General features: G+C 65.6%; 21 protein-coding genes. 5 read left to right on the top strand and 16 right to left on the bottom strand.

Translation table 11 applies throughout. From position 1 onward, the window contains the following. Nucleotides 1-58: 58 nt before the first annotated feature. The 3 genes from LGQ10_RS15890 to LGQ10_RS15880 form a co-directional block, all read right to left on the bottom strand. Nucleotides 59-787, bottom strand: a complete 729-nt coding sequence (locus LGQ10_RS15890; protein ID WP_226522516.1) for a cobalt-precorrin-6A reductase — start codon at nt 785-787, stop codon at nt 59-61. Next, nucleotides 784-1,881: a cobalt-precorrin-5B (C(1))-methyltransferase gene (locus LGQ10_RS15885; RefSeq protein WP_058435056.1), complete on the bottom strand. Its 1,098-nt coding sequence runs from the start codon at nt 1,879-1,881 to the stop codon at nt 784-786. The genes LGQ10_RS15890 and LGQ10_RS15885 overlap by 4 nt, the downstream gene beginning before the upstream one ends. 105 nt (nt 1,882-1,986) lie before the next feature. After that, nucleotides 1,987-3,192 carry a bifunctional cobalt-precorrin-7 (C(5))-methyltransferase/cobalt-precorrin-6B (C(15))-methyltransferase gene (locus tag LGQ10_RS15880; RefSeq protein WP_058435057.1) on the bottom strand — a complete coding sequence of 402 codons (1,206 nt, stop codon included), beginning with the start codon at nt 3,190-3,192 and terminating at the stop codon, nt 1,987-1,989. Between the two features lie 137 nt (nt 3,193-3,329). Here LGQ10_RS15880 and cobG point away from each other — a divergent pair, with 137 nt between their 5' ends. The 5 genes from cobG (at nt 3,330) to LGQ10_RS15855 (ending at nt 8,281) form a co-directional block, all read left to right on the top strand. Further along, nucleotides 3,330-4,643, top strand: a complete 1,314-nt coding sequence (cobG, locus tag LGQ10_RS15875; protein WP_319003954.1) for a precorrin-3B synthase — start codon at nt 3,330-3,332, stop codon at nt 4,641-4,643. Continuing rightward, nucleotides 4,636-5,262, top strand: a complete 627-nt coding sequence (locus tag LGQ10_RS15870; RefSeq protein WP_058435058.1) for a precorrin-8X methylmutase — start codon at nt 4,636-4,638, stop codon at nt 5,260-5,262. The genes cobG and LGQ10_RS15870 overlap by 8 nt, the downstream gene beginning before the upstream one ends. Continuing rightward, entirely contained in the window at nt 5,262-5,993 is a 732-nt protein-coding gene (locus tag LGQ10_RS15865) for a precorrin-2 C(20)-methyltransferase (protein ID WP_226526145.1), read from the top strand. The genes LGQ10_RS15870 and LGQ10_RS15865 overlap by 1 nt, the downstream gene beginning before the upstream one ends. Further along, nucleotides 5,993-7,714 carry a precorrin-3B C(17)-methyltransferase gene (cobJ, locus tag LGQ10_RS15860; protein ID WP_226522514.1) on the top strand — a complete coding sequence of 574 codons (1,722 nt, stop codon included), beginning with the start codon at nt 5,993-5,995 and terminating at the stop codon, nt 7,712-7,714. Before LGQ10_RS15865 ends, cobJ begins: the two co-directional genes overlap by 1 nt. Before the next feature lie 321 nt (nt 7,715-8,035). Further along, complete coding sequence (locus LGQ10_RS15855) at nt 8,036-8,281, top strand: hypothetical protein (RefSeq protein ID WP_058435060.1); 246 nt, start codon at nt 8,036-8,038, stop codon at nt 8,279-8,281. A gap of 73 nt (nt 8,282-8,354) precedes the next feature. Here LGQ10_RS15855 and LGQ10_RS15850 read toward each other — a convergent pair whose 3' ends face one another. The 13 genes from LGQ10_RS15850 to prmA form a co-directional block, all read right to left on the bottom strand. Beyond that, entirely contained in the window at nt 8,355-8,783 is a 429-nt protein-coding gene (locus tag LGQ10_RS15850) for an SMI1/KNR4 family protein (protein WP_226522513.1), read from the bottom strand. Then, nucleotides 8,780-9,325 carry a CPCC family cysteine-rich protein gene (locus tag LGQ10_RS15845; RefSeq protein WP_058435062.1) on the bottom strand — a complete coding sequence of 182 codons (546 nt, stop codon included), beginning with the start codon at nt 9,323-9,325 and terminating at the stop codon, nt 8,780-8,782. Before LGQ10_RS15845 ends, LGQ10_RS15850 begins: the two co-directional genes overlap by 4 nt. 26 nt (nt 9,326-9,351) lie before the next feature. Beyond that, on the bottom strand, nt 9,352-9,804 hold the full coding sequence (locus LGQ10_RS15840; protein WP_058435063.1) for a hypothetical protein: 453 nt from the start codon (nt 9,802-9,804) through the stop codon (nt 9,352-9,354). Between the two features lie 28 nt (nt 9,805-9,832). Next, nucleotides 9,833-10,510: a hypothetical protein gene (locus tag LGQ10_RS15835; RefSeq protein ID WP_226522512.1), complete on the bottom strand. Its 678-nt coding sequence runs from the start codon at nt 10,508-10,510 to the stop codon at nt 9,833-9,835. Between the two features lie 3 nt (nt 10,511-10,513). After that, nucleotides 10,514-11,419, bottom strand: coding sequence for a hypothetical protein (locus LGQ10_RS15830; RefSeq protein ID WP_058435064.1), 906 nt, complete (start codon nt 11,417-11,419; stop codon nt 10,514-10,516). A 52-nt stretch (nt 11,420-11,471) separates the two neighbouring features. Beyond that, nucleotides 11,472-12,068, bottom strand: coding sequence for a MarC family protein (locus LGQ10_RS15825; RefSeq protein ID WP_022642054.1), 597 nt, complete (start codon nt 12,066-12,068; stop codon nt 11,472-11,474). Nucleotides 12,069-12,109: 41 nt separating this feature from the next. Beyond that, complete coding sequence (locus LGQ10_RS15820) at nt 12,110-14,896, bottom strand: hybrid sensor histidine kinase/response regulator (RefSeq protein WP_226522511.1); 2,787 nt, start codon at nt 14,894-14,896, stop codon at nt 12,110-12,112. 99 nt (nt 14,897-14,995) lie between these two features. After that, on the bottom strand, nt 14,996-16,285 hold the full coding sequence (gene purD, locus LGQ10_RS15815; RefSeq protein ID WP_226522510.1) for a phosphoribosylamine--glycine ligase: 1,290 nt from the start codon (nt 16,283-16,285) through the stop codon (nt 14,996-14,998). 189 nt (nt 16,286-16,474) lie between these two features. Further along, nucleotides 16,475-18,082, bottom strand: coding sequence for a bifunctional phosphoribosylaminoimidazolecarboxamide formyltransferase/IMP cyclohydrolase (purH, locus tag LGQ10_RS15810; RefSeq protein ID WP_226522509.1), 1,608 nt, complete (start codon nt 18,080-18,082; stop codon nt 16,475-16,477). Between the two features lie 83 nt (nt 18,083-18,165). Further along, the gene (gene fis / locus LGQ10_RS15805; protein WP_003186237.1) at nt 18,166-18,486 is read right to left on the bottom strand and encodes a DNA-binding transcriptional regulator Fis; all 321 of its coding nucleotides are present in this window, start codon (nt 18,484-18,486) and stop codon (nt 18,166-18,168) included. Next, the gene (dusB, locus tag LGQ10_RS15800; protein ID WP_226522508.1) at nt 18,483-19,496 is read right to left on the bottom strand and encodes a tRNA dihydrouridine synthase DusB; all 1,014 of its coding nucleotides are present in this window, start codon (nt 19,494-19,496) and stop codon (nt 18,483-18,485) included. The genes fis and dusB overlap by 4 nt, the downstream gene beginning before the upstream one ends. A gap of 195 nt (nt 19,497-19,691) precedes the next feature. Further along, nucleotides 19,692-21,020 carry a DUF3426 domain-containing protein gene (locus tag LGQ10_RS15795; RefSeq protein ID WP_058435669.1) on the bottom strand — a complete coding sequence of 443 codons (1,329 nt, stop codon included), beginning with the start codon at nt 21,018-21,020 and terminating at the stop codon, nt 19,692-19,694. A 30-nt stretch (nt 21,021-21,050) separates the two neighbouring features. Then, nucleotides 21,051-21,929 (bottom strand): 50S ribosomal protein L11 methyltransferase, encoded by an 879-nt coding sequence (gene prmA / locus LGQ10_RS15790; RefSeq protein WP_226522507.1) that lies wholly within the window; start codon nt 21,927-21,929, stop codon nt 21,051-21,053. Nucleotides 21,930-21,978 lie beyond the last annotated feature (49 nt).

Here is a 21,978-nt window from a genome sequence, read left to right as displayed (position 1 = left end):
GCTGGCGGGCACAGCCAGCGCGTTCCCAGGCTGAGGTGAGGTGCGGCGCTTTTTGCTGTCAGGCGCTGGACAGTTGCTTGAGGGCGGCCAGCAGTTGGGGCACTTCCGTGAAGCTTCGATCAACCTCGGGCAGTGTGGGGCGCTTGAGTATCAACACCGGGACTCCCCGTTCGCGGGCCACTTCCAGCTTGGGTTCGGTAGCGCTGCTGCCGCTGTTCTTGCTGATCAGCACATCGATGCGCCGGCGCGCGAACAGCTCGCGCTCGTCATCGATCCGGAACGGGCCACGGGCGCCGATCACTTCGCAGCGCTCATTGCCCGGGCAGGCTTCCAGGGCGCGCAGGGTCCAGAACTGGCCGGCGGGAATCTCCTCCAGATGCTGCAAGGGCTCGCGACCCAGGGTGAACAGCGGGCGCTGGAAAGGTGTGAGGGCGTGCATCAGTTGCGGCCAGTCGGCGACCTCGTGCCAGTCGTCCCCAGGCTGCGCTTGCCAGGCCGGACGGCGCAGGGCCCAGCAGGGAATGCCGGTAAGCCGGGCGGCGGCCTGGGCATTGGCGCTGATCTGCGCGGCATAGGGATGGGTCGCATCCAGCAGCAGAGTGATGTTCTCGGTGCGCATGAACTGCGCCAGGCCCTCGGCGCCGCCATAACCGCCGACACGTACCTGGCAGGCCAGGTCGGTGGGCACCCGGCCGATGCCGGCCAGGCTGTAGATATGCCCGGGCCCCAGGGTACGGGCGATGGCCAGGGCCTCGGTGACGCCGCCCAGCAGCAGGATACGGCTCATCGGTCGGCTCCGGCATGGCCGACGATGCCGCCCTGGCGGTCGATGGCGAAGACCTCCACCTGGACCTGGGGCGGCACCACGCTGCGGGCGAAGTCCAGGGCATGGCGGCAGACGGCATCGCCCAGCGCGACCCCGGCAGCGCTGGCCATGGCCAGGGCCTGCTGGCTGGTGTTGGCTTGGCGGATGGCCTCTTGCAGCGGCTGGTCGGCGCCCACTTCGGCGGCCCATTGCGCCAATTGCGGCAGGTCGATGCTGGAGTGGCGGCTGTGCAGGTCCATGTGCCCGGCGGCCAGCTTGCTGATCTTGCCGAAACCACCGCACAGGCTGAGTTTTTCCACGGGCGCCTTGCGCAGGTGCTTGAGCACCGCACCCACGAAGTCGCCCATTTCGATCAGGGCGATTTCCGGCAGGTCGTAGACCCGGCGCATGGTGTCTTCGCTGGCGTTGCCGGTGCAGGCGGCGACGTGCTGGTAGCCGTTGCTCCTGGCGACATCGATGCCCTGGTGGATCGAGGCGATATAGGCCGCGCAGGAAAACGGCCGGACGATGCCGCTGGTGCCCAGGATCGACAATCCGCCGAGAATCCCCAGGCGCGGGTTCATGGTCTTCTGCGCCAGGGACTCGCCGTCCTCGACGTTCACCGTCACTTCGAACCCCCCGCCGTAGGCCTGCTCTTCGGCCAGCCGTTGCAGGTGCTCGCTGATCATCCGCCTCGGTACCGGGTTGATCGCCGGTTCGCCCACTGCCAGGACCAGGCCGGGACGGGTCACGGTGCCGACCCCGGTGCCGGCGACGAAGCGGATACCCGGTTCTCGGGTCAGGCGCACCTGGGAATACAACAGGGCGCCGTGGGTGACGTCCGGGTCGTCGCCGGCATCCTTGAGGGTCCCGGCCTCGGCGCCGTCTACGGTGCGCCGGCAGAACTCCAGGCGCATCTGCACCTGCTTGCCCTTGGGCAGCACGATATCCACCGCATCGGCATCGATGTTGCCCAGCAGCAGGCGGGCCGCCGCCAGGCTGGTGGCGGTGGCGCAGCTGCCGGTGGTCAGGCCGCTGCGCAGGGGAGCGGGTTGCTCGGCGGTTTCGTCACGCATCCACAGCGCCCTTTATTGGCGAGCTTGCTCGCGATGGCGTCCGCCAGGCGGACCGGGTTGTCTGGATCGCGAGCAAGCTCGCTCCTGCAGGAGAGGGGAATGGACTCATAGCGGCTTGGCGAGATCGAGCAAGGTGATCGGCAAGGCCTGGCGCCAGGTGTCGAACTCCCCCAGCGGCTGGGCCTGGGCCACGTGGATGCGGGTCAGCTCGCCACCGTGGCGCTGGCGCCAGTCCATCAGGGTCATCTCGCTTTGCAGGGTCACGGCATTGGCCACCAGGCGGCCGCCGGGCTTGAGTCGTTCCCAGCAGGTGGCGAGTACCCCGTCGCGGGTCACGCCGCCGCCGATGAAGATCGCGTCCGCAGGCTCCAGGCCAGCGAGGGCCTGGGGGGCGCTGCCACGGATCAATTGCAGCCCGGGCACCCCGAGGGCGTCGCGGTTGTGTTCGATCAGTTGCTGGCGCCCCTCGTCAGCCTCGATGGCCAGGGCGCGGCAGCTGGGGTGGGCGCGCATCCATTCGATGCCGATCGAGCCACTGCCGGCCCCGACGTCCCACAGCAACTCGCCGGGCATGGGCGCCAGGCGAGCCAGGGTCATGGCGCGCACGTCGCGCTTGGTCAGCTGGCCGTCGTGGCGAAAGGCCGAGTCCGGCAGGCCGGCCAGGCGCGACAGGCGTGGCGCATCTGGGGCGGCGCGGCACTCGATGGCCAGCAGGTTGAGGTCGGCGATGACCGGGTCCTGCCAGTCGTCGGCGGTGTTGTCGATGCGGCGCTCCAGCGGGCCTCCCAGGTGTTCCAGGACGCTGACCAGGCTTGGGCCGAAGCCTTGCTCGCGCAGCAACCCGGCCACTGCCGCCGGGCTGTGGCGATCGTTGCTCAGCACCAGCAGGCGCAGGCCGTTGGCCAATTGGGCATTGAGCGCGGCCAATGGCCGCGCCACCAGCGACAGGCTGACCACCTCCTGCAGGGGCCAGCCCAGGCGTGCGGCGGCCAGGGAACAGGAGGAGGGCGCGGGCAGGATGTGCAGTTCTTCGGGGGGCAGCTGCCGTGCCAGGCTGGCGCCGACGCCGAAGAACATCGGGTCGCCACTGGCCAGCACGCATACGGGGGTACCGCGCTGGCTCAGTACCGGTTCCAGGGAGAACGGGCTCGGCCACGGCTGGCGTTCGCCACGGATGCACGCCGGCAGCAGCTCCAGCTGGCGCTGCCCGCCGACAATCCGCGAAGCGCCCAGCAAGGCATGCCGGGCGCTGCGGCCCAGGCCCTTGAAGCCGTCTTCACCGATTCCCACTACTGTCAGCCAGGGCGACATGGATATTCCTCGAACACAAAAGCCGTAGTTCCGACAGGCAGGCTTTTCATGCCTTCGGACAAAGCAGGCATAATACCGCGCCTTCGCTGACGAAGCGCTTTTCCCACTCTGCCGGTCGCCCCTTGAACGAACGTCCGCTGTCCACTGCCATCCGTCCCTCGGCCTGTCCGGGGTTGCTGCGTATCGTCCCGGCCCTGGATGGCGGTATCTGCCGGATCAAGCTGGCCGGTGGGGTTATCAGCTGCGCCCAGGCCGTGGCGGTGGCCGAGGCTGCGCAGGCATTTGCCGGTGGGGTGATCGAGGCCACCAATCGCGCCAACCTGCAGATCCGTGGCATCGGCAGCGAGCACCAGGCGCTGATCGCCAGGTTGCTGGATGCCGGCCTGGGGCCGACCACGGCGGCAGGGGACGATGTGCGCAACCTGATGCTCAGCCCCAGTGCCGGGATCGACCGCCAGTGCCTGGTCGACACCCGGCCACTGGCGGCGCAGATCCTGCAAACCCTGCAAGGCCATCCACGGTTCCACGAGCTGTCCGCCAAGTTCGCCGTGCAACTGGATGGTGGCGAGGCCCTGGCCATGCTCCACCATCATCACGACCTGTGGCTGGCGGCCCTGGAGCGCGACGGCCAGGTGCTGCTGGCCTTCGGCCTGGCCGGTTGCCTGGCGGATCCACCCCTGGCGGCGGTGCCGCTGGAGCTGGGCCACCCACTGCTGGTGGCGGTGCTGGAGTTGTTCCTCGACCTGGCGTCCCCCGAGCAGACTCGCATGCGCCACTTGCTGGCCCAGGTGCCGGTGGCGGAGTTTCTTGCCCGCTTGGAGCATCACCTGGGGCATCCCCTGCTGAGTGTGGAGGGTTGGCGCCGTCCAGCGGCCGCCGAGGGCTTGCACCTGGGCACTTATCCACAGGTCGATGCCGGGCGGGTCTATGTCGGTGCGGTCACGCCCCTGGGGCGTCTCGACCCGGCCATGCTCAAGGGCGCCGCGCACCTGGCCCAGCGCTATGGCGACTCCAGCCTGCGACTCACCCCCTGGCAGAGCCTGCTGCTGCCGGACATTGCCGTGGCCGATGCCCCTGCGGTCACCGCGGGCCTGGCCGAGCTGGGCCTGCTGTGCCATCCCGAACAGGCCCTGGCCCACCTGATCGCCTGCACTGGCTCCAGCGGTTGTGCCAAGGCCCAGGCCGATACCAAGGGCGATGCGCTGCGGTTGGCGGCCCTGTTGCAGGCCCAGGGACGACAGCAGGCGGTGCATCTGTCCGGTTGCCTGCGCACCTGCGCCGCCGCCCATGTGGCGCCGGCCACCCTGCTGGCGGTGGCCCCGGGACGCTACGACCTGTATTTGCGCGACGCCACGCAGCCGGGGTTCGGCAGGCTGCGGGCGCGCAACCTTTCTATAGAAGCGGCACAAGCGCTGCTTGATGTCCGCCAACGGAGTCACCTTGATGATTGATTACATTCGCGACGGTCAGGAGATCTATCGCAACTCCTTCGCGATCATCCGCGAGGAAGCAAGGCTGGAACGCATTCCTGCCGACCTGGAAAAGCTCGCGGTCCGGGTGATCCACGCCTGCGGCATGGTCGAGGCCATCGATGGCCTCCAGTTCTCTGAAGGCGCCGGCAAGGCCGGGCGCGAGGCCCTGGCGGCCGGAGCGCCGATCCTCTGCGATGCGCGGATGGTCTCCGAGGGCATCACCCGGGCGCGCCTGCCGGCCAACAACCCGGTGATCTGCACCCTGCGTGACGACAGCGTGCCGGAGTTGGCCCGGGAGCTGGGCAATACCCGTTCGGCGGTGGCCCTGGAACTGTGGCGGCCGCACCTGGAAGGCAGCGTGGTGGTGATCGGCAATGCCCCCACCGCGCTGTTCTACCTGCTGGAAATGCTCGACGCCGGTGCACCGAAACCGGCGCTGATCCTTGGCTTCCCGGTGGGCTTCGTCGGCGCTGCCGAATCCAAGGCAATGCTGGCCGCCGACAGCCGTGGCGTGCCGTTCGTGATCATGCAGGGCCGCCTGGGCGGCAGTGCCATGGCGGCCGCCGCCGTCAACGCCCTGGCCACGGAGATCGAATGATGCAGCAACCTGGACGTTTGATCGGCCTCGGCGTGGGCCCTGGTGATCCGGAACTGATTACCCTCAAGGCCCTGCGCCTGCTGCGCGAGTCGCCGGTGGTGGCCTACTTCGTCGCCAAGGGCAAGAAGGGCAATGCCTTCGGCATCATCGAAGCGCACCTGCAGGAGGCGCAAACCCTGCTGCCGCTGGTCTACCCGGTGACCACCGAAGTGCTGCCGGCGCCGCTGTCCTATGAGCAGGTGATCAGCGATTTCTACGACGAAGCCAGCGTGCAGGTGGCCGAGCACCTGGATGCCGGCCGCGATGTGGCGGTGATCTGCGAGGGCGACCCGTTCTTCTACGGCTCCTACATGTACCTGCACGACCGCCTGGCCGAGCGTTACCAGGCCGAAGTGGTGCCGGGGGTCTGCTCCATGCTGGGTGGTGCCTCGGTGCTGGGCGCGCCCCTGGTGTATCGCAACCAGAGCTTGTCGGTGCTGTCCGGGGTGCTGCCCCCTGACGAGCTCAAGCGCCGCCTGGCGGACGCCGACGCGGCAGTGGTGATGAAGCTGGGGCGCAACTTCCCCAAGGTGCGGCAGGTCCTGGAACAGCTGGGGCTGGCGGAGCGGGCGCTGTACGTCGAGCGCGCCACCATGGCCAACCAGAAGATCGTGCCGCTGGATGAAGTGGAGCCGATGTCCTCGCCGTACTTCTCGCTGATCATCGTTCCCGGACAAAGGTGGCAAGGCTGATGGCCCGTTCAACTCCGGCCATCGTCATCCTTGGCCAAGGCAGCCTCGACACTGCGCGACGGATCCAGCGCCTGTACCCCGACTCGTTGATCCACGGTCTGGCGGAACGGGTCGAAGGCGCTGACCGGGTGTACCACGAGTTCGGCGCGACCCTGCGCCAGCTCTACCAGCAGGACACGCCAATCATCGCCCTGTGCGCCGCCGGCATCGTGATCCGCACCCTGGCGCTGCTGCTCCTGGAAAAGGGCGCCGAGCCGCCGGTACTGGCGGTGGCCGAGGATGGCAGCGCGGTGGTGCCGCTGCTGGGGGGCCTGGGCGGGGTCAACGTCATGGCCCGGGAAATCGCCGCCGGCCTGGGGGGGGCTGCGGCCATCACCACCAGCGGTGAACTGCGCTTCGGTACCTGCCTGCTCAACCCGCCCAGCGGTTATGCCCTGGGCGACCTGGAGCTGGGCAAGCGTTTCGTCTCCGACCTGCTGGGTGGCGAAAGCGTGCGCATCGAAGGCGCCGCGCCCTGGCTGGCGGCGGCGAAGCTGCCCGAGGACGAGCAGGCCCGCCTGACGATCCGGGTCGGCTCCGCGGAACGCGAGCCTGCGGCCAATGAACTGGTGATCTACCCGCGCAGTGTCCTCATCGCACTCACCTGCAGGAGCGAGCTTGCGCGCGATAGCGGTCTCGAGTTGGCCGAGCATCTCCGGGCTGCTCTGCACCAGGCCGGGATCGCTCGCCAATCCGTGGCCTGCCTGCTGGCCGCCGACAATGAAATGGCCAGCCCGGCCTTGCGTGAAGCCGCCGCCGAGCTGGGCGTGCCGTTGCGCTTCCTGGCGGCAGCCGGCAGCGTCACCGAACTGGCGCAACAGGCCGTGCCGCAATTGCTGCCACCGCTGAAGGTGGGCGAGGACATCGCCATCGCCGTGGCCAGCCAGCCCCTGGACCCGGAGCAGATCGGTCGCCCTCGCGGGCGCCTGGCCGTGATCGGCCTCGGCCCAGGCGCTGCCGAGCTGATGGTGCCGGCGGTGAAAGCCGAACTGGCCCGGGCCAATGACATTCTTGGCTACGAAACCTACGTGCGCATGGCTGGCCCGTTCCGTGCCGACCAGGTCATGCACTGCACTGACAACCGCGAAGAAATGCAGCGTGCCCGCCATGCCTTCGAACTGGCCGCACAGGGCCGTTCGGTGGTGGTGGTGTCGTCCGGTGACCCGGGCGTGTTCGCCATGGCCGCGGCGGTGCTCGAAGCCTTGCATGAGTCCAGCGACCCGGCATGGCACCGCGTCGACCTGGAGATCCTGCCCGGGGTCTCCGCTTCCCTGGCCACCGCAGCCCAGGCCGGTGCGCCCCTGGGCCATGACTTCTGCGTGCTGTCGCTGTCGGACAACCTCAAGCCCTGGGACATCATCGAGAAGCGCCTGGACCTCGCCTCCCAGGCGGACCTGGCGCTGGCCTTCTACAACCCGATTTCCCGCTCGCGGCCCTGGCAACTGGGCCGGGCCCTGGAGATCGTGCGTCAGCACCGCACGCCACAAACCCCGGTGGTGCTGGGGCGAGATGTCGGGCGTCCGGGCCAGACCCTGCGGGTCATCACCCTGGGCGAGCTCACCCCGGAGCAGGTGGACATGCGCACCATGGTGTTGGTTGGCTCCTCCACTACCTGCGTCTTCCCCCGGGCCGAGGGTGGCGAGTGGGTCTATACGCCGAGGTGGTACGGCGAGAAGCCATAGGCCTGCCTTGCTCCTGTAGCCGCTGCCGAGCCTGCGAGGCTGCGATCGACCGCGCAGCGGGCGCAGGGATCTTGAAATCGCTGGAGGACCTTCGGTCCTATCGCAGCCTCGCCAGGGCTCGGCTGCGGCTACAGGAGGTATGAGGTCGCCCCCGGGCGCTGAGGCAGTCTGGTTTGGCGGAAGGCAATGGCAACACTTTGGCGGTTGCCGCTGGTTTTTTGCAAAGCCATGGTTGGCCGGTCGCCGACGCATCGGCGGCCGATCTTAGCCGGTCGGAAAGCAACTCTATGAATACAGAAATGCTAACCATGGAGCTTTCCAATGACCGACTTCACCCCGCTACAAAGCAATCTCACTCCCACCCCGGTTTACCACCTCGACCGCAATGCCCCGACAGCGGATCTGCATGGCGGTGCGTTGCAGCGCATCAAGGCTTCGCGTGATCTGCTGCACAGCCTGGATTGTCTGCGTCTTGAAGGGGGGCAGCATTTCGTCCATGCAGCCCACATGCTGTTGCAGGATGGCTGCGATGCGCTGGATGCCTTGCAATGGCGGCTCGAGGCCTGAGGCGGCCGGATAGAACCAGGCTCTTGGCCCCCATTGAGCCGGTTCCTGCAACTTGCCGCTTGGAGCTTGTCGCTTAGGGCTGCAAATACCAGGTGATGAATTCGAAGAAGCTGGCCCATCTGGCGGGGATGCGGCCGGCGACGAAGGCTTCCCAGTCGCCCAGGTCGAAATCCCAGACACCGCCGCTGTCCTTGTCCAGCAAGTAGCCGCCTTCGCCTTGCAATGAGGTGAAGGCGATGAAGTTCTCTGGCAACTCCCAGACTTCATGAATGAACTCGGTGCACATCAGGATTTCATCACTGGGCCCGTCGATATCCATCAGCACTTCGTAGCTCGCTCGGCTTTCGAAGTCGGCGGGGTGGTAGGCCAGGTAGATCTGTGCGAACTCGCTGTCCAGGGCAATCCCCAATGTTGCCAGCGCTCGGGTGACCTCGGCGGTGTCGGGGCGCGGGCGGAAGCTGGGCAGGGCTTCGATCAGGGCGATCAACTGCGGGGGAATCATGGGTGGTCCTTGCTGATGCGTGGCCATTTGTCCAGGGGCAGGTGGTCCTGGTGGCGGGCGAAGTGTTCCCGGGCCTGGCCCAGGGTTTTGTGGTTGGGCCCGCTCAGCACGTCCAGCGCCTGGCTGCCGTCGTCTTCCCAATTGCACAGGTCGCAGATCTCGTATTCGCCTCGTGCGCCCAGGGTCAGGTAGCCACAGCAGGGACAGGCCTCCCGGTGCTCGAGGCCTGGGCTGACGATGTAGTCGCCCAGCCCGGCTTCACGCAGGCAGCGCCTCAGGTACAGGTGGGTCACGCCGCGATACTCGGCGCGCAGGGCAATCAGCAGCAGGGCGTTGTAGCGCGGGTCTTGCGTATCGTCCGGGGGCTCCGGTTGCGAGATGAGCTGTTGCTGCAGGCAGGGTGGCAGTGCCGCGAACTCAAGGTCGTCGCTGTCTATCCCCCACCAGTTCAGGAGGTGGGAGGCGCGAGCAGCGGCATCTAGGCCGGGCAGCCTGTGTGCGCTCAGGAGGTCGATGGCGGCGGTGGCGGTGAGTGTTTCCATGGGGCTCGGCTTGTTGAGGGCAGGAGTCAGGGCCAGGTCAGGGTCAACTGGTCGGGCCGCAGGAGGGGGACTTGCACCCTGACCCCGGAGGTCGACTCGGCGTGGAGCTGCTGGCCGCGGATCTCTACCCGGTCGAAGGGGTTGGTCTGGCTGAGGACCATCAGCCAGATCAGTGCATCCGAGCCTTTTTCCAGCAAGGCCAGGAAGCCGTCACCGCCGTGCCCGGCGGTTTCGCCGCCCTGGGCATGAAAAGACTGCGGGCCTTCGGCGGCAAACCCCAGGGCCGTGACGAAATCAGGTTCGTCCCTGCCTGGGAAATCCAGGGCTGGCATCCAGACTTTATTGACCAGCCTTGGATGTTCGTAGGGCAGGTCGAACAGGCAATAGAAACCGCTGCTGAGGACCAGGGTGTTTTCCCGGGGGAAACACCCGTCCAGCCATTGTTCCTGAATGAAAGCAGCATCGGCGCTGTAGGGCATTGGGCGGGCTCTGGCTGGGAGGGGGGTTCTACAGGTTCGAGACCTGGCGGAAACCGGAGTTGTAGGCGCATTGCCCTGCGTACTCCGGGCGCGCATCGCAAGCTTTCAGGCAGCCTTGGACTCCGTTGGGAAAGCGCGCCGCCACCGACATCGCGAAACCGTAGGTCGGCGTCGTCACCGCAAAGCTGCTGTTGCAGGCCACTTGCGTGCTGTAGGTGAAGGTCATGGCCTCGCGTCGACCGTTGTGGGCGAAGGCCACTTCGAAGCTGTCGAGGCTGTTCCAGCCCGATAGCGGCAGCACTACAAAGCGGTAGCGGGTGTCGTCCAGGCGTTGGCCGATGACCCGCAGGTTTTTGCTGGAGGAGTCGGCCTTGGGCGAGGGGTAAGGCAGGGCGAGCAGCGCCCGCGGGTCACCGATCACGCCGAGTTCGAAGCCGATACCCTTCTGGTAGAACGGAATCTGCAGGGCCGGGGCGCCTTCGATCTTCACGTACTGGCTGTATGCATAGGGGCCGCTGGTTTCGGGCTTGTAGTCCGGTGCCCGGGCGAAGCTGACCTCAAGCTCCAGTACTGCGTCTGCCGCCTTGGCGTCTTCGGTGCGGATGTCGCTGGGCTGTTCGCTGCCGTGGCTGGCGCAACCGGCCAGCACAAGGGCCGAGGTCAGTTGCAGCAGGTATCGAACGGGCCATGGGCGTAGAACGCTCATCACTCAGTGCTCCTTCTTCAGCGGGCTGGAGGTCAGTCCCAGGCCCTTGAGTTGCCAGCTTCCCTGCACCTGCTGCCAGCTGAACTGGCGGCCGACCCAATCCACTTGCAAGGCATGATGCAGGCGATTCTGGTCGATGCGCCGGCCTTCGTTCAGGGCCTTTCGCGCGCGGTCGCTGGCTTGGTTGAACAACGGCCATAGCTGGCTCAGGTTCATCTCCTTGCTGATCGGCAGCTGGGCGTAGACGCCCTGATCCGCCGAGCTGAGCAGCAACCCTTCCTTGCCCAGGAAGGCGGCGCTGCGGTTGTCCGGCGACACCGACACCAGCATGGCGTAGTGGGAGAAGCCCCAGCCGGGCAGCCGCTCATCGAACCACAGGACTTGCCCGGTGGAGGGCACCAGCGCCCGTGCCCCTTCGGGAAACAGCAGCAGATCGCTGCGTCCGGGCTGTGGCTGGCCCCAGTCGGGCTCCTCGCGGCTCTTGACCGGGCTGAGGATACGGGCCAGTGGAGTGTCATTCTGCACCGCGATCAGCACGGTGCCGACGCCCATCCATTCGATGGTGGTAGCCAGCAGTACGGGTTGCCCGCCCTGAATCGCCCCGGTGGGTTTTACCTCGGTGATCTGCCAGGCGTTCAGCGGCCGATAGAGCTGGCCCTTATAGGTGATTTCCCGGGGATTGCTGCCATCCCGGCGGTGGTACACCTGGAAATCGCCAAAGCGCTCACTGGATTCACTGGTCTTGTCCAGCCAGGCCACAAGCTTGGCCTGGGGCGATTCGCCAGCCAGCACCGGGAGAGACATGAACACTGCGGCCAGCAAGCAGCCGAGGCCGCGCCCGATCTGCGCGAGGCGTTGGGCGCGTGCCGGAGCGGCGCCCGGGCCGGTGGGGGGGTGAAGAGTCTGCATTCCGTTGCCTATTACTTGATTTTTGTGGTGCCGGGCTGTTTGCCGGATGGGTCTAGGGGACTAGATAACCCCTGACCCCGGTGAAGATGATCTGCGCTGCCAGGGCACAGACGAACAGGCCCATGAGCCGGCTGACGATCTGCAGGCCCTGGTCGCCGAGGATGCGCTCGATGCGGTTGGACAGGTACAGCACCACGCCCACGGTGAGGCTGGCCAGGGCGATGCTGAGGATCGCGGTGAGCTTGTCGTCCCAGTGCGGCTGGCTGACGCCCATCACCAGCAGGGCGCCGATGGTGCCGGGGCCGACGGTCAGGGGAATGGTCAACGGGACGATGGTCACGTCCTGCTGCACGTTGTCGGTCTGCACCGCCGACTTGCCCTGGGCCATGCCCAGGGCCGAGATGAACAGCACCGAGCCCGCGCCGATGCGGAATGCATCCACGGTGATGCCGAACACGCCGAAGATCACCCGTCCGAACAGGTACAGCAGCACGCTGGAGACCAGGGTCGCGAGGGCGACTTTCCAGGCCAGGCGCCGGCGTTCCTTGAGGGAATAGCCGCGGGTCAGGCTGATGAAGCACGAGAGCACGAAGAAGGGGCTGTAGAGCACCAGCATCTTCAGGTAAACGCTGAACAGCACGTGGAGCATGGTGGAGGCTCACGACGAGGGAGGGCGAGCCAGAGTTTAACTCAGCTGGTGTGTGCGGTGCTGCGTTCGCGCAGGTCGCGCTGGGTGACCCAGTGTTCCACCAGTTCGCGCAGTTGCGACAGTTCCACCGGCTTGGCCATGTGGCCGTCCATGCCGGCCTGGCGCGCGCGTTCCTTGTGCTCGGCCAGGATATGGGCGGTGAGCGCCACCACCGGTGTGCGCACCCGCTGGTTGCCGACTTCCCAGGCCCGCAGTTGCTGGGTGGCGGAGAACCCGTCGAGCACGGGCATCTCGCAATCCATCAGCACCAGGTCGTAGCGCTTGGCCTTCATCGCCTGCAGGGCTTCCTCGCCATTGCTGGCCGTATCGGGCTGCAGGTTGAGCTTGCCGAGCATGCCGCGGATCACCTTGGTGGAGATGCTGTTGTCCTCGGCCACCAGGATACGGAAGTCGCTGGGCACGGTGATCGGCGCCGGGCCCTGGGCCTGGGGCAGGGGCTGGTTGTAGGGCGCGGCAGGCGCCTTGTCGCGCTGGTTGAGTTCGTCGGCCAGGGTGGTCTTGAGGGTGTAGCCGGCCACCGGCTTGGCGAGGATGCGCTTGATCCCGGCGTTGCGTGCAATCACCTTGCTGGGCGCGTTGCTGATGCCGGTGAGCATGACCAGCAGGATGTCGTGGTTCAGGCTCGGGTCTTCCTTGATCTTCGCCGCCAGTTGCATGCCGGTCATGCCGGGCATGTTCTGGTCCAGCAGGACCACGTCGAAATAGTCCCGCAGGTGGGCCTTGGTGCGCAGCAGGGCCAGTGCTTCCTTGCCCGACGGTACCGCGCTGACGTTCAGGCCCCAGGCACTGCACTGCTGTACCAGGACCTTGCGGCAGGTGTCGTTGTCGTCCACCACCAGCACCCGGGCTCCCTGCAATGGGCCGTCGAGGTCGGCGGTGGGGTGCTCCAGGCGCTCGGGGTCCAGCGGCAGGGTCAGCCACAGGGTGCTGCCTTGCTGGTTGCCGCTCTTGATGCCGAATTCGCCATGCATCAGCAGGATCAGCTGGCGGGCGATCACCAGGCCCAGGTTGCCCCCCAGGCGGGTGGTGGCCAGGAAGTTCTTGCTGTGCAGTTCGGTGTGCAGCAGGGCATCGCGCTCTTCGGCCTCCATGGGCTGGCCGCTGTCCTGTACCGCAATGCGCAGGCGTGGTTTGCTGCTGCGCTCGTCGAGGGCCACGACGATCAGCACTTCGCCTTCGTCGGTCTTCTTCAGGGCGTTTTCCAGCAGGCTCAGCAGGGCCTGGCGCAGGCGCGTCGGATCGCCGCTGATGACTCGCGGCACCTGGGGCTGGATGAAGCTGATCAGTTCGACGTTCTGCTGCTCGGCCTTGGCCCGGAAGATGCTCAGGCAGTCCTCGATCAGGGCATTGAGATCGAATTGCACGTCGTCCAGCTCGATCTGTCCGGATTCGAGCTTGGAGATGTCGAGGATCTCGTTGATCAGGGTCAGCAGCTCGTTACCGGCGCTGTGGATGGTCTGCACGTAGTCGCGCTGCTTGACCGACAGCGGGGTGCCCAGCAGCAGTTCGGTCATGCCCAGCACGCCGTTCATCGGGGTGCGGATTTCATGGCTGATCTTGGCCAGGAACTCGGCCTTGGCATTGACCTCGGCGGTACTGGCCGCCAGGTCGCGGCTGACGCTGAAGCGATTCTCGGTGATGTTGCGCTGGCGTTCGCCGAGCGCGACGCTCATCAGCAGGCCGGCGACGCACACCACGCTCATCAGGGTGACGATCAGCCCTTGCGGTGGCACCAGCGTCAAGCCGAGCAGGGCCGGGAGTATCACCAGGGTGCCGAGGTTGAAGATCGCCATGGCGGCGACGAAACAGCGGGCCGGGCGATAACCCTTGTGCCAGTGGTAGCCGCCGACGAACAGCATGCTCAGGCCGGCCAGGGCCACCAGGACATAGGTGATGATGTTCAGCGGCAGGGTGCTGACGAACAGCAGCGACAGGCCGGCCAGGCCGATCAGCAGGATATTGCCCAGCAGCAGGCGGTTCAGCGGGTGCGAGCCCAGCGGAGCGAAAAAGCGATAGGCGAACATCATCCCGCTGGGTGCGGTCAGCAGCAGCGCCAGGTAGGCGCCGGGCGTCTGCAGGGGTTGCCAGTCAGGCAGCCAGGGGCCGAGCAGGTTCAGCAGCATCATCAGGCTGAGGGTCAGCAGGCCCTCGCAGATGGCCAGCCACAGGCTACTGCGCGAGCGGGTATAGGCGAAGCGCGTGAGGTTGTGCAGGATCAGCATCGCCAGGCAGCCGAAGAGCAGGCCGTAGGTCAGCGTCTGGCCCTGGTTGGCGGCGGCCATCACGGCTGATTGCAGGGTGATGTAGGGACGCAGTTCGTGTTCGGATACCAGGCGCACATAGACATCCAGCGGCTTGGCACTCTGCGGCAATGGCAGGGCAAAATCGCTGCTGGGCAGCGGCTTTTCCGTCTGGGGCTGGCTGGAACCGGTGTTCACTTGCTCGATCAGCTGCTCGCCTTCGAGCACATAGAGATTCAGGTGGGACAGGTCGGGAGCGAAGACTCGCAGGATCTGCTCGTGGGTGCCCGGCTGGAGCTTGAAGCGCAGCCACAGGGCGCCGTCAGGCTCGGCAGCGGTCAGCTTGTCGAGTTCGATGGGGCTGAACTGGTTGGTGTAGCGCGCAGAGCGGATGTCGCTGAGTTGCAGGTCGGCCTGTTCGTCGAGCAACACTGCCCACCCACTGCCTTGAGCGGCCATGGCCGGACTCATGCAGAGCAGGGTCAACAGTGTGACAGTGAAGCCTAGGGCAATCCTGAGCCAGCGCACGGCGAAATCCCTTCGTTGGTTGATGCCTGATTATAACTATGCGCGGCGTAATGATCGCCCGGCAAGGGCATGGGGCCCTTGCCGGAGTCTCGTACCGCCTTACTCCTCGCCGCGTTCGCGGGCAATGGCACGATAGCCGATGTCCTTGCGGTAGAAGCAGCCTTGCCAGTCGATCTCGGCCGCCAGGCGATAGGCCTGCTGCTGCGCTGCGTCGACGCTGGCACCCATGGCCGTGGCGCACAGCACTCGGCCGCCGGCGGTCACCACCTGGCCGTCCTTGAGTGCAGTCCCGGCGTGGAAGACCTTGCCGTCCAGCGCTGCGGCAGCGTCCAGGCCGGTGATGGCCGCGCCCTTGGCGTAGTCACCAGGATAGCCGCCGGCCGCCAGGACGATACCCAGGCTCGGGCGTGGGTCCCATTGCGCTTCGACCTTGTCCAGGGCCTGGGCCATGGCCGCTTCCACCAGCAGCACCAGGCTCGATTGCAGGCGCAGCATCACCGGCTGGGTTTCCGGGTCGCCGAAGCGGCAGTTGAACTCGATGACTTTCGGGTTGCCGGCCTTGTCGATCATCAGGCCTGCGTAGAGGAAACCGGTGTAGACGTTGCCTTCCTCGGCCATGCCGCGCACGGTTGGCCAGATCACCTGGTCCATCACGCGCTGGTGCACGTCGGCGGTGACCACCGGTGCCGGCGAGTAGGCGCCCATGCCACCGGTGTTCGGGCCAGTGTCGCCGTCGCCGACGCGCTTGTGGTCCTGGCTGGTGGCCATGGGCAGTACGTTCTTGCCGTCGACCATGACGATGAAGCTGGCTTCCTCGCCGTCGAGGAACTCTTCGATCACCACACGCGAACCAGCGTCGCCGAAGGCATTGCCGGCGAGCATGTCACGCACGGCGTCCTCGGCCTCGGCCAGGGTCATGGCGACGATCACGCCCTTGCCGGCAGCCAGGCCGTCGGCCTTGATCACGATCGGGGCGCCTTTTTCCTGCAGGTAGGCCAGGGCCGGTTCGATCTCGGTGAAGTTCTGGTAGTCGGCGGTCGGAATCTTGTGGCGTGCCAGGAAGTCCTTGGTGAAGGCCTTCGAACCTTCCAGCTGCGCGGCGCCGGCCGTCGGGCCGAAGCAGTCCAGGCCACGGGAGCGGAACAGGTCGACCACGCCAGCCACCAGCGGCACTTCCGGGCCAACGATGGTCAGGGACACATGCTTCTCGGCAAAGTCTGCCAGTTGCTCCAGGGCCAGCACGTCGATGGCCACGTTCTCGCACTTGGCCTCGATGGCAGTCCCGGCGTTGCCAGGGGCGACGAATACTTTTTCGACCCGTGGGTCCTGAGCGACTTTCCAGGCCAGGGCATGTTCACGACCGCCGCTACCAATGATCAGTACATTCATTTCATAAACCTCGGATGACGCTAATTCTGTTTTGGAACCTAGAGCGCTTCACGCTGTAGGAGGTTGCAATGACATGGGTCGATGCAAGGCGGAGCCCACCTCGATGAGCGGAGTTGCCTGTTGGCAATGAGCATCATCGAGGTGGGCTCCAACGCAGCGGATGCCGGTGTCAGTGCGACCGTTGTCGTATCAGTGACGGAAGTGGCGCATGCCGGTGAACACCATGGCAATGCCGGCTTCATCGGCAGCGGCAATCACTTCTGCGTCGCGCATCGAGCCGCCTGGCTGGATCACGGCGGTGATGCCGACCTTGGCTGCGTTGTCCAGGCCGTCGCGGAACGGGAAGAACGCGTCGGAGGCCATGACCGAACCGGCTACCTGCAGGCCGGCGTGCTCGGCCTTGATGGCAGCGATACGGGCGGAGTTCACGCGGCTCATCTGGCCGGCGCCGACACCGATGGTCTGGCGGTTCTTGGCGTAGACGATGGCGTTGGATTTAACGTACTTGGCGACTTTCCAGGCGAAGATCAGGTCGTTGATCTCTTGCTCGGTCGGGGCGCGCTTGGTCACGACTTTCAGGTCGTCGACACTGATCATGCCGATATCACGGCTCTGGACCAGCAGGCCGCCGTTGACGCGCTTGTAGTCCCAGGCCGCAGCGCGGTCAGCCGACCACTCGCCACAGGCCAGCAGGCGCACGTTGGCTTTGGCGGCGACGATGGCGCGGGCTTCTTCGCTCACCGACGGGGCGATGATCACCTCGACGAACTGACGCTCGACGATGGCTTTGGCGGTTTGAGCATCCAGTTCGCGGTTGAAGGCGATGATGCCGCCGAAGGCCGACTCGGTGTCGGTGGCGTAGGCCAGTTCGTATGCCTGGCGGATACCGCCTTCGGCGTCCGGGCTTACGGCCACGCCGCACGGGTTGGCGTGCTTGACGATGACGCAGGCCGGCTTGACGAAGCTCTTCACGCATTCCAGCGCGGCGTCGGTGTCGGCCACGTTGTTGAACGACAGTTCCTTGCCCTGCAGCTGGGTCGCGGTGGCGATGCCCACTTCGGCAGGCGTCGCTTCAACGTAGAACGCCGCGCTCTGGTGCGGGTTCTCGCCGTAGCGCATTTCCTGGGCCTTGATGAACTGGCTGTTGAAGGTGCGCGGGAATTCGCTGCGGCCGGAGGTCGAGAGCGTTTCAGCCGCCTGGTTCACGGTGCCCATGTAGTTGGCGATCATGCCGTCGTAGGCGGCCGTGTGTTCGAACGCCTTGAGCATCAGGTCGAAACGCTGGGCGTAGGTCAGGCCGCCGGCCTTGAGGCCTTCCAGGACGCTGGCGTAGTCGCTGGCGTTGACCACGATGGCCACGTCTTTATGGTTTTTTGCCGCCGAACGGACCATGGTCGGGCCGCCGATGTCGATGTTCTCGATGGCGGTCGGCAGGTCGCAGCCTGGCTTGTTGATGGTGGCTTCGAACGGATACAGGTTGACCGCTACCAGGTCGATCGGCTTGATGCCGTGCTCGTTCATGATGGCGTCGTCGATGCCGCGACGGCCGAGGATGCCGCCGTGGATTTTCGGGTGCAGGGTCTTGACCCGGCCGTCCATCATTTCTGCGAAACCGGTGTAATCGGCGACTTCCACTGCGGACACGCCGTTGTCCTGCAGCAGCTTGAAGGTCCCGCCGGTAGAAAGGATCTCCACGCCGAGGGCTTCCAGCTCCTTGGCGAATTCGAGGATCCCGGTCTTGTCGGAAACACTGATCAAGGCGCGGCGGATCGGCAGGCGGGTAGTCTGGTCGGTCATCTCAATTTCCATCAACAAGCTAGGGGGTCAGCAAAAAAGGCGACCGTTTTTTACGCGGGCGCCTTTCTGGTTTGGTTGAATGCTTACAGCAAATCGTACTGCTTGAGTTTCTTGCGCAGGGTGCCGCGATTCAGACCCAGGAGTTCGCTGGCCTTGGTCTGATTGCCCTTGACGTAATTCATCACACTTTCGAGTAACGGAGCCTCGACTTCGGAGAGCACCAGGTTGTACACGTCCGTGACGGCCGCGCCCTCAAGGTGGGCGAAATAATTGTGCAGCGCCTTCTCGACACTCCCGCGAAGGGTCTGGCCTTCTTCGCTGGGGGTATTGAGGTGCTGTTTCAAATTCACGTTGTCGCTCACGGGTGTTGTTCCACTCACTAAAGTCTCGGTCATCATCGTCATGCGGCCACCCCCTCTCCGTCCCCTGTTTCCAGGCTCTTGTAACGTCCGGCGAAGAACTCACGGACGTTGGCGCATTGTGCTTCCCTATCTTCCAAACGATTGAAGTGGGCGCGAAACTCCCTGGCGCCCGGCAGGGTTGCGAGATACCAGCCCACATGCTTGCGCGCAATGCGTACGCCCATGACATCCCCATAGAAGGCATGCAGCGCGGCCAGGTGCTCCAGCAGAATACGTTCCACTTCGAACAGGTCCGGTGCCGGGAGGGTTTCACCGGTACGCAGGAAGTGCTCGATCTCACGAAAAATCCATGGCCGCCCCTGGGCAGCCCGGCCGATCAACAGCCCGTCGGCCCCGGTGGCATGCAGCACCTGCCGGGCCTTTTCGGGCGAGTCGATATCGCCGTTGGCGAAGACCGGAATCGACACCGCCTGCTTGATCGCGGCGATGGTGTCGTACTCGGCTTCACCGGTGTACAGGTCGGCGCGGGTCCGACCGTGGACCGCCAGTGCCGTGATGCCCGCCTGTTCGGCGATCTTCGCCACGGTCAGGCCGTTCTTGTTCTGCCGGTCCCAGCCGGTGCGGATCTTCAGGGTGACCGGTACGTCCACCGCGGCCACCACCGCCTGGAGAATCTCGTTGACCAGGGCTTCGTCTTTCAGCAATGCAGAGCCGGCGGCCTTGTTGCAGACCTTCTTTGCCGGGCAACCCATGTTGATATCAATAATCTGTGCACCCAACTCGACGTTGGCGCGGGCGGCGTCTGCCAGCATCTGTGCATCGCCACCGGCAATCTGTACCGAGCGTGGCTCGGGATCGCCTTCGTGGATCATGCGCAGCCGGGATTTGCGGCTGTTCCACAAACTCATGTCGCTGGTGACCATTTCCGAGACTACAAGGCCGGCGCCCAGTTGCTTGCAAAGCTGACGAAAGGGCTGGTCGGTGACCCCCGCCATCGGGGCGAGAATCAAGCCGTTTTGCAATGTATATGGGCCGATGCGTACCGCCGACATAGGACTTCCCTGTTGTGGGGCCGGATCATGAGAGTTCGAAAAAGGGTTGGCATGATACCCGCTCTCGATGACCGGATAAAGGCTGAATTGGATAAAATCTGAACAGTTCTTCTGCCGGCTTCCAGGATCCATCCGAGGGAAGCTGTCACAAATCTGTCGTCAATCCAGAGTCGTCCGTCAACTCTTCCAGCCGTTTCACTCTGGCGAGTGGAAACTCAGACTGTAGTTCACGGCCTTGGGTCCGGGGTCGAGAATATCGAGGGCGATGTGAATGGGGGTTTGTGGTGGCATTTCTGCCACGTCCTGCAAGTCGCCGCCCAGGTATTCCCCCGGCTTGAAGCTACGGCTGGCGATCAGGTGGCCGTTGAGGTCGGCAAAGCGCAGTTCCAGCAGCGGAAAGGGCTGGGAGAAGGGGGCTCGGTTATAGATGATGGCATCCACCACCAAGGCGCCGCTGAACTCCGGATGGCTGCGCACCACCAGGTTGCTGCTCTTGATCCGGCTGATGTCGACGCGCGAGGGGACCGTGCATCCGAACTCCGGGCACAGCTGTTGGAACCATGGGCGGTACTGGTCCTGGCGGGCCAGTTCGTCGAAGTGATAGGCGATGTATTGTCCCACCAGGCCGCCAGCGGCCAGCAGGATCAGCAGCAGCCAGAGCAGGCGTCGGCCCCAGGGCGAGCGACGTTTCTGCCAGTCGAGGCGCAGCGGATCATCGACCAGGTCCAGCAGTACATCGTCCTGGACTCCCGGTTCACTGCGTTCGCGGCGTTTCTTGCCTGGCGCCGTGGCTTGCGGTTCATCGTCGTGCTCGAGGGCGCGCGTCGCGGCCAGGGGCTCTACAGGCTCCAGTTCAGCGTCCAGGCGCAGCCTGGGCGACGGTGGTTCGTCGTCCAGGTCCGCCAGGTTGAATGACAGCGACGGTTCGGTGCGGCTGGGCTTCGCCGGCTCGGGTTCGTCGGAGTCCCTGGCTGGGGGCTTGAGGTTGTCGGGGGTGGTTTCCTCCTGCTCGCCAGCGCTGCCGAACAGGGCGTCGGGCCACTGGGCCTCGTCGCTATCCTGCGGGTCGCGGCGGGCGCTCAGGCCGTTTTCCTGGTGCTCGCGCTCCTGGCCAAACGCCTTGGTGGGCTGGATCTCACGCTGCTCGAGCTTGGCCAGCTCCTCGTCGAGGTCGAGGTGGTCCAGGTCCATTTCTGCCGCCGACCATTGTTTCTGGCTGATGGCGCGTTGGGCGGGTGGCGGTTCGACAGGTGCCTGCGGCGGTGGTTCTGGCAACTCGGATTGCACTTGCGCTGCCGGTGCGGCCGGGGCCACTGGCGCCTCAGGTGAGGTTGCCGGTCTGGCGGCGGGTCTTGAGGCTGCACTTTCCTTGGCCGCGCGCTGCTCGAGCAATTGCCGCGCAGCGTTGAACACCTGCAGGCAGGAGCCGCAACGAACCACTCCGCGAGCCACGCTCAACTGAGCGTGGCTGACACGGAATCGGGTTTGGCAATGCGGGCACTGGGTGACGAAACTGTCGGTCATGCGGCCATCCGGATTATGCAGGCGGCCATTCTAGCGCCGACGGCCGGTGATGCGCACCCAGCCATCGAGGGTGGCAATCGGGTCCAGATCGAAGTCCTGGGCATAAGCTGCGGCCACCTCTTCGCCCTGTTCGGCGAGGATGCCCGAGAGCGCCAGGCGCCCGCCGGACTTGACCAGGCCCGACAGCTGCGGCGCCAGGGCTACCAGCGGGCCGGCGAGGATGTTGGCCACCAGCACATCGGCCTGCACCTGGGGCAGTTGCTCGGGCAGGTACAGCGGGAACAGTTCGTCGGCAATGCCGTTGCGCCCGGCGTTGTCGCGGGAGGCTTCCAGGGCCTGGACGTCGATGTCGGTGCCGACTGCCTGCTTGGCGCCCAGCAGCAGGGCCGCGATGGCCAGGATCCCCGAGCCGCAGCCGAAGTCCAGTACGTTGCAGTCCTTCAGGTCCTGGCCGTCGAGCCACTCCAGGCACAGGGCGGTGGTCGGGTGGGTGCCGGTGCCGAAGGCCAGGCCCGGGTCGAGCAGCAGGTTGACGGCCTCCGGTTCCGGCGCTGCGTGCCAGCTGGGGACGATCCACAGCCGCTGGCCAAAGCGCATTGGCTGGAAGTTGTCCATCCAGCTGCGTTCCCAGTCCTGGTCCTCGATGACTTCGCTGTGATGTTCGGGCAGTGGGCTGCCGGTCAGCAGCTCGAGGTGGGCCAGGACGCTGGCGGCCTCGGTGCCGCCTTCGAACAGGGCCAGCAGGTGAGTGTGGGACCACAGCGGGGTGGTGTTCAGTTCAGGTTCGAAGATCGGTTGATCCTCGGCGTCCATGAAGGTCACCGACACGGCGCCGACTTCGAGAAAAGCGTCTTCATAGGTTTCGGCTTGTTCTGGGCTGATGGCGAGACGGACTTGCAGCCAAGGCATGGCGGGCACCTTTGAAAATATGTGATGTGCAGCCTAGTGGGCCACGGGA

The sequence above is a fragment of the Pseudomonas sp. L5B5 genome, assembly GCF_020520285.1.
Lineage (GTDB): Bacteria > Pseudomonadota > Gammaproteobacteria > Pseudomonadales > Pseudomonadaceae > Aquipseudomonas.
Note: the sequence above shows the minus strand (reverse complement) of the source record. Positions and strands in the feature narration are given on the sequence as shown.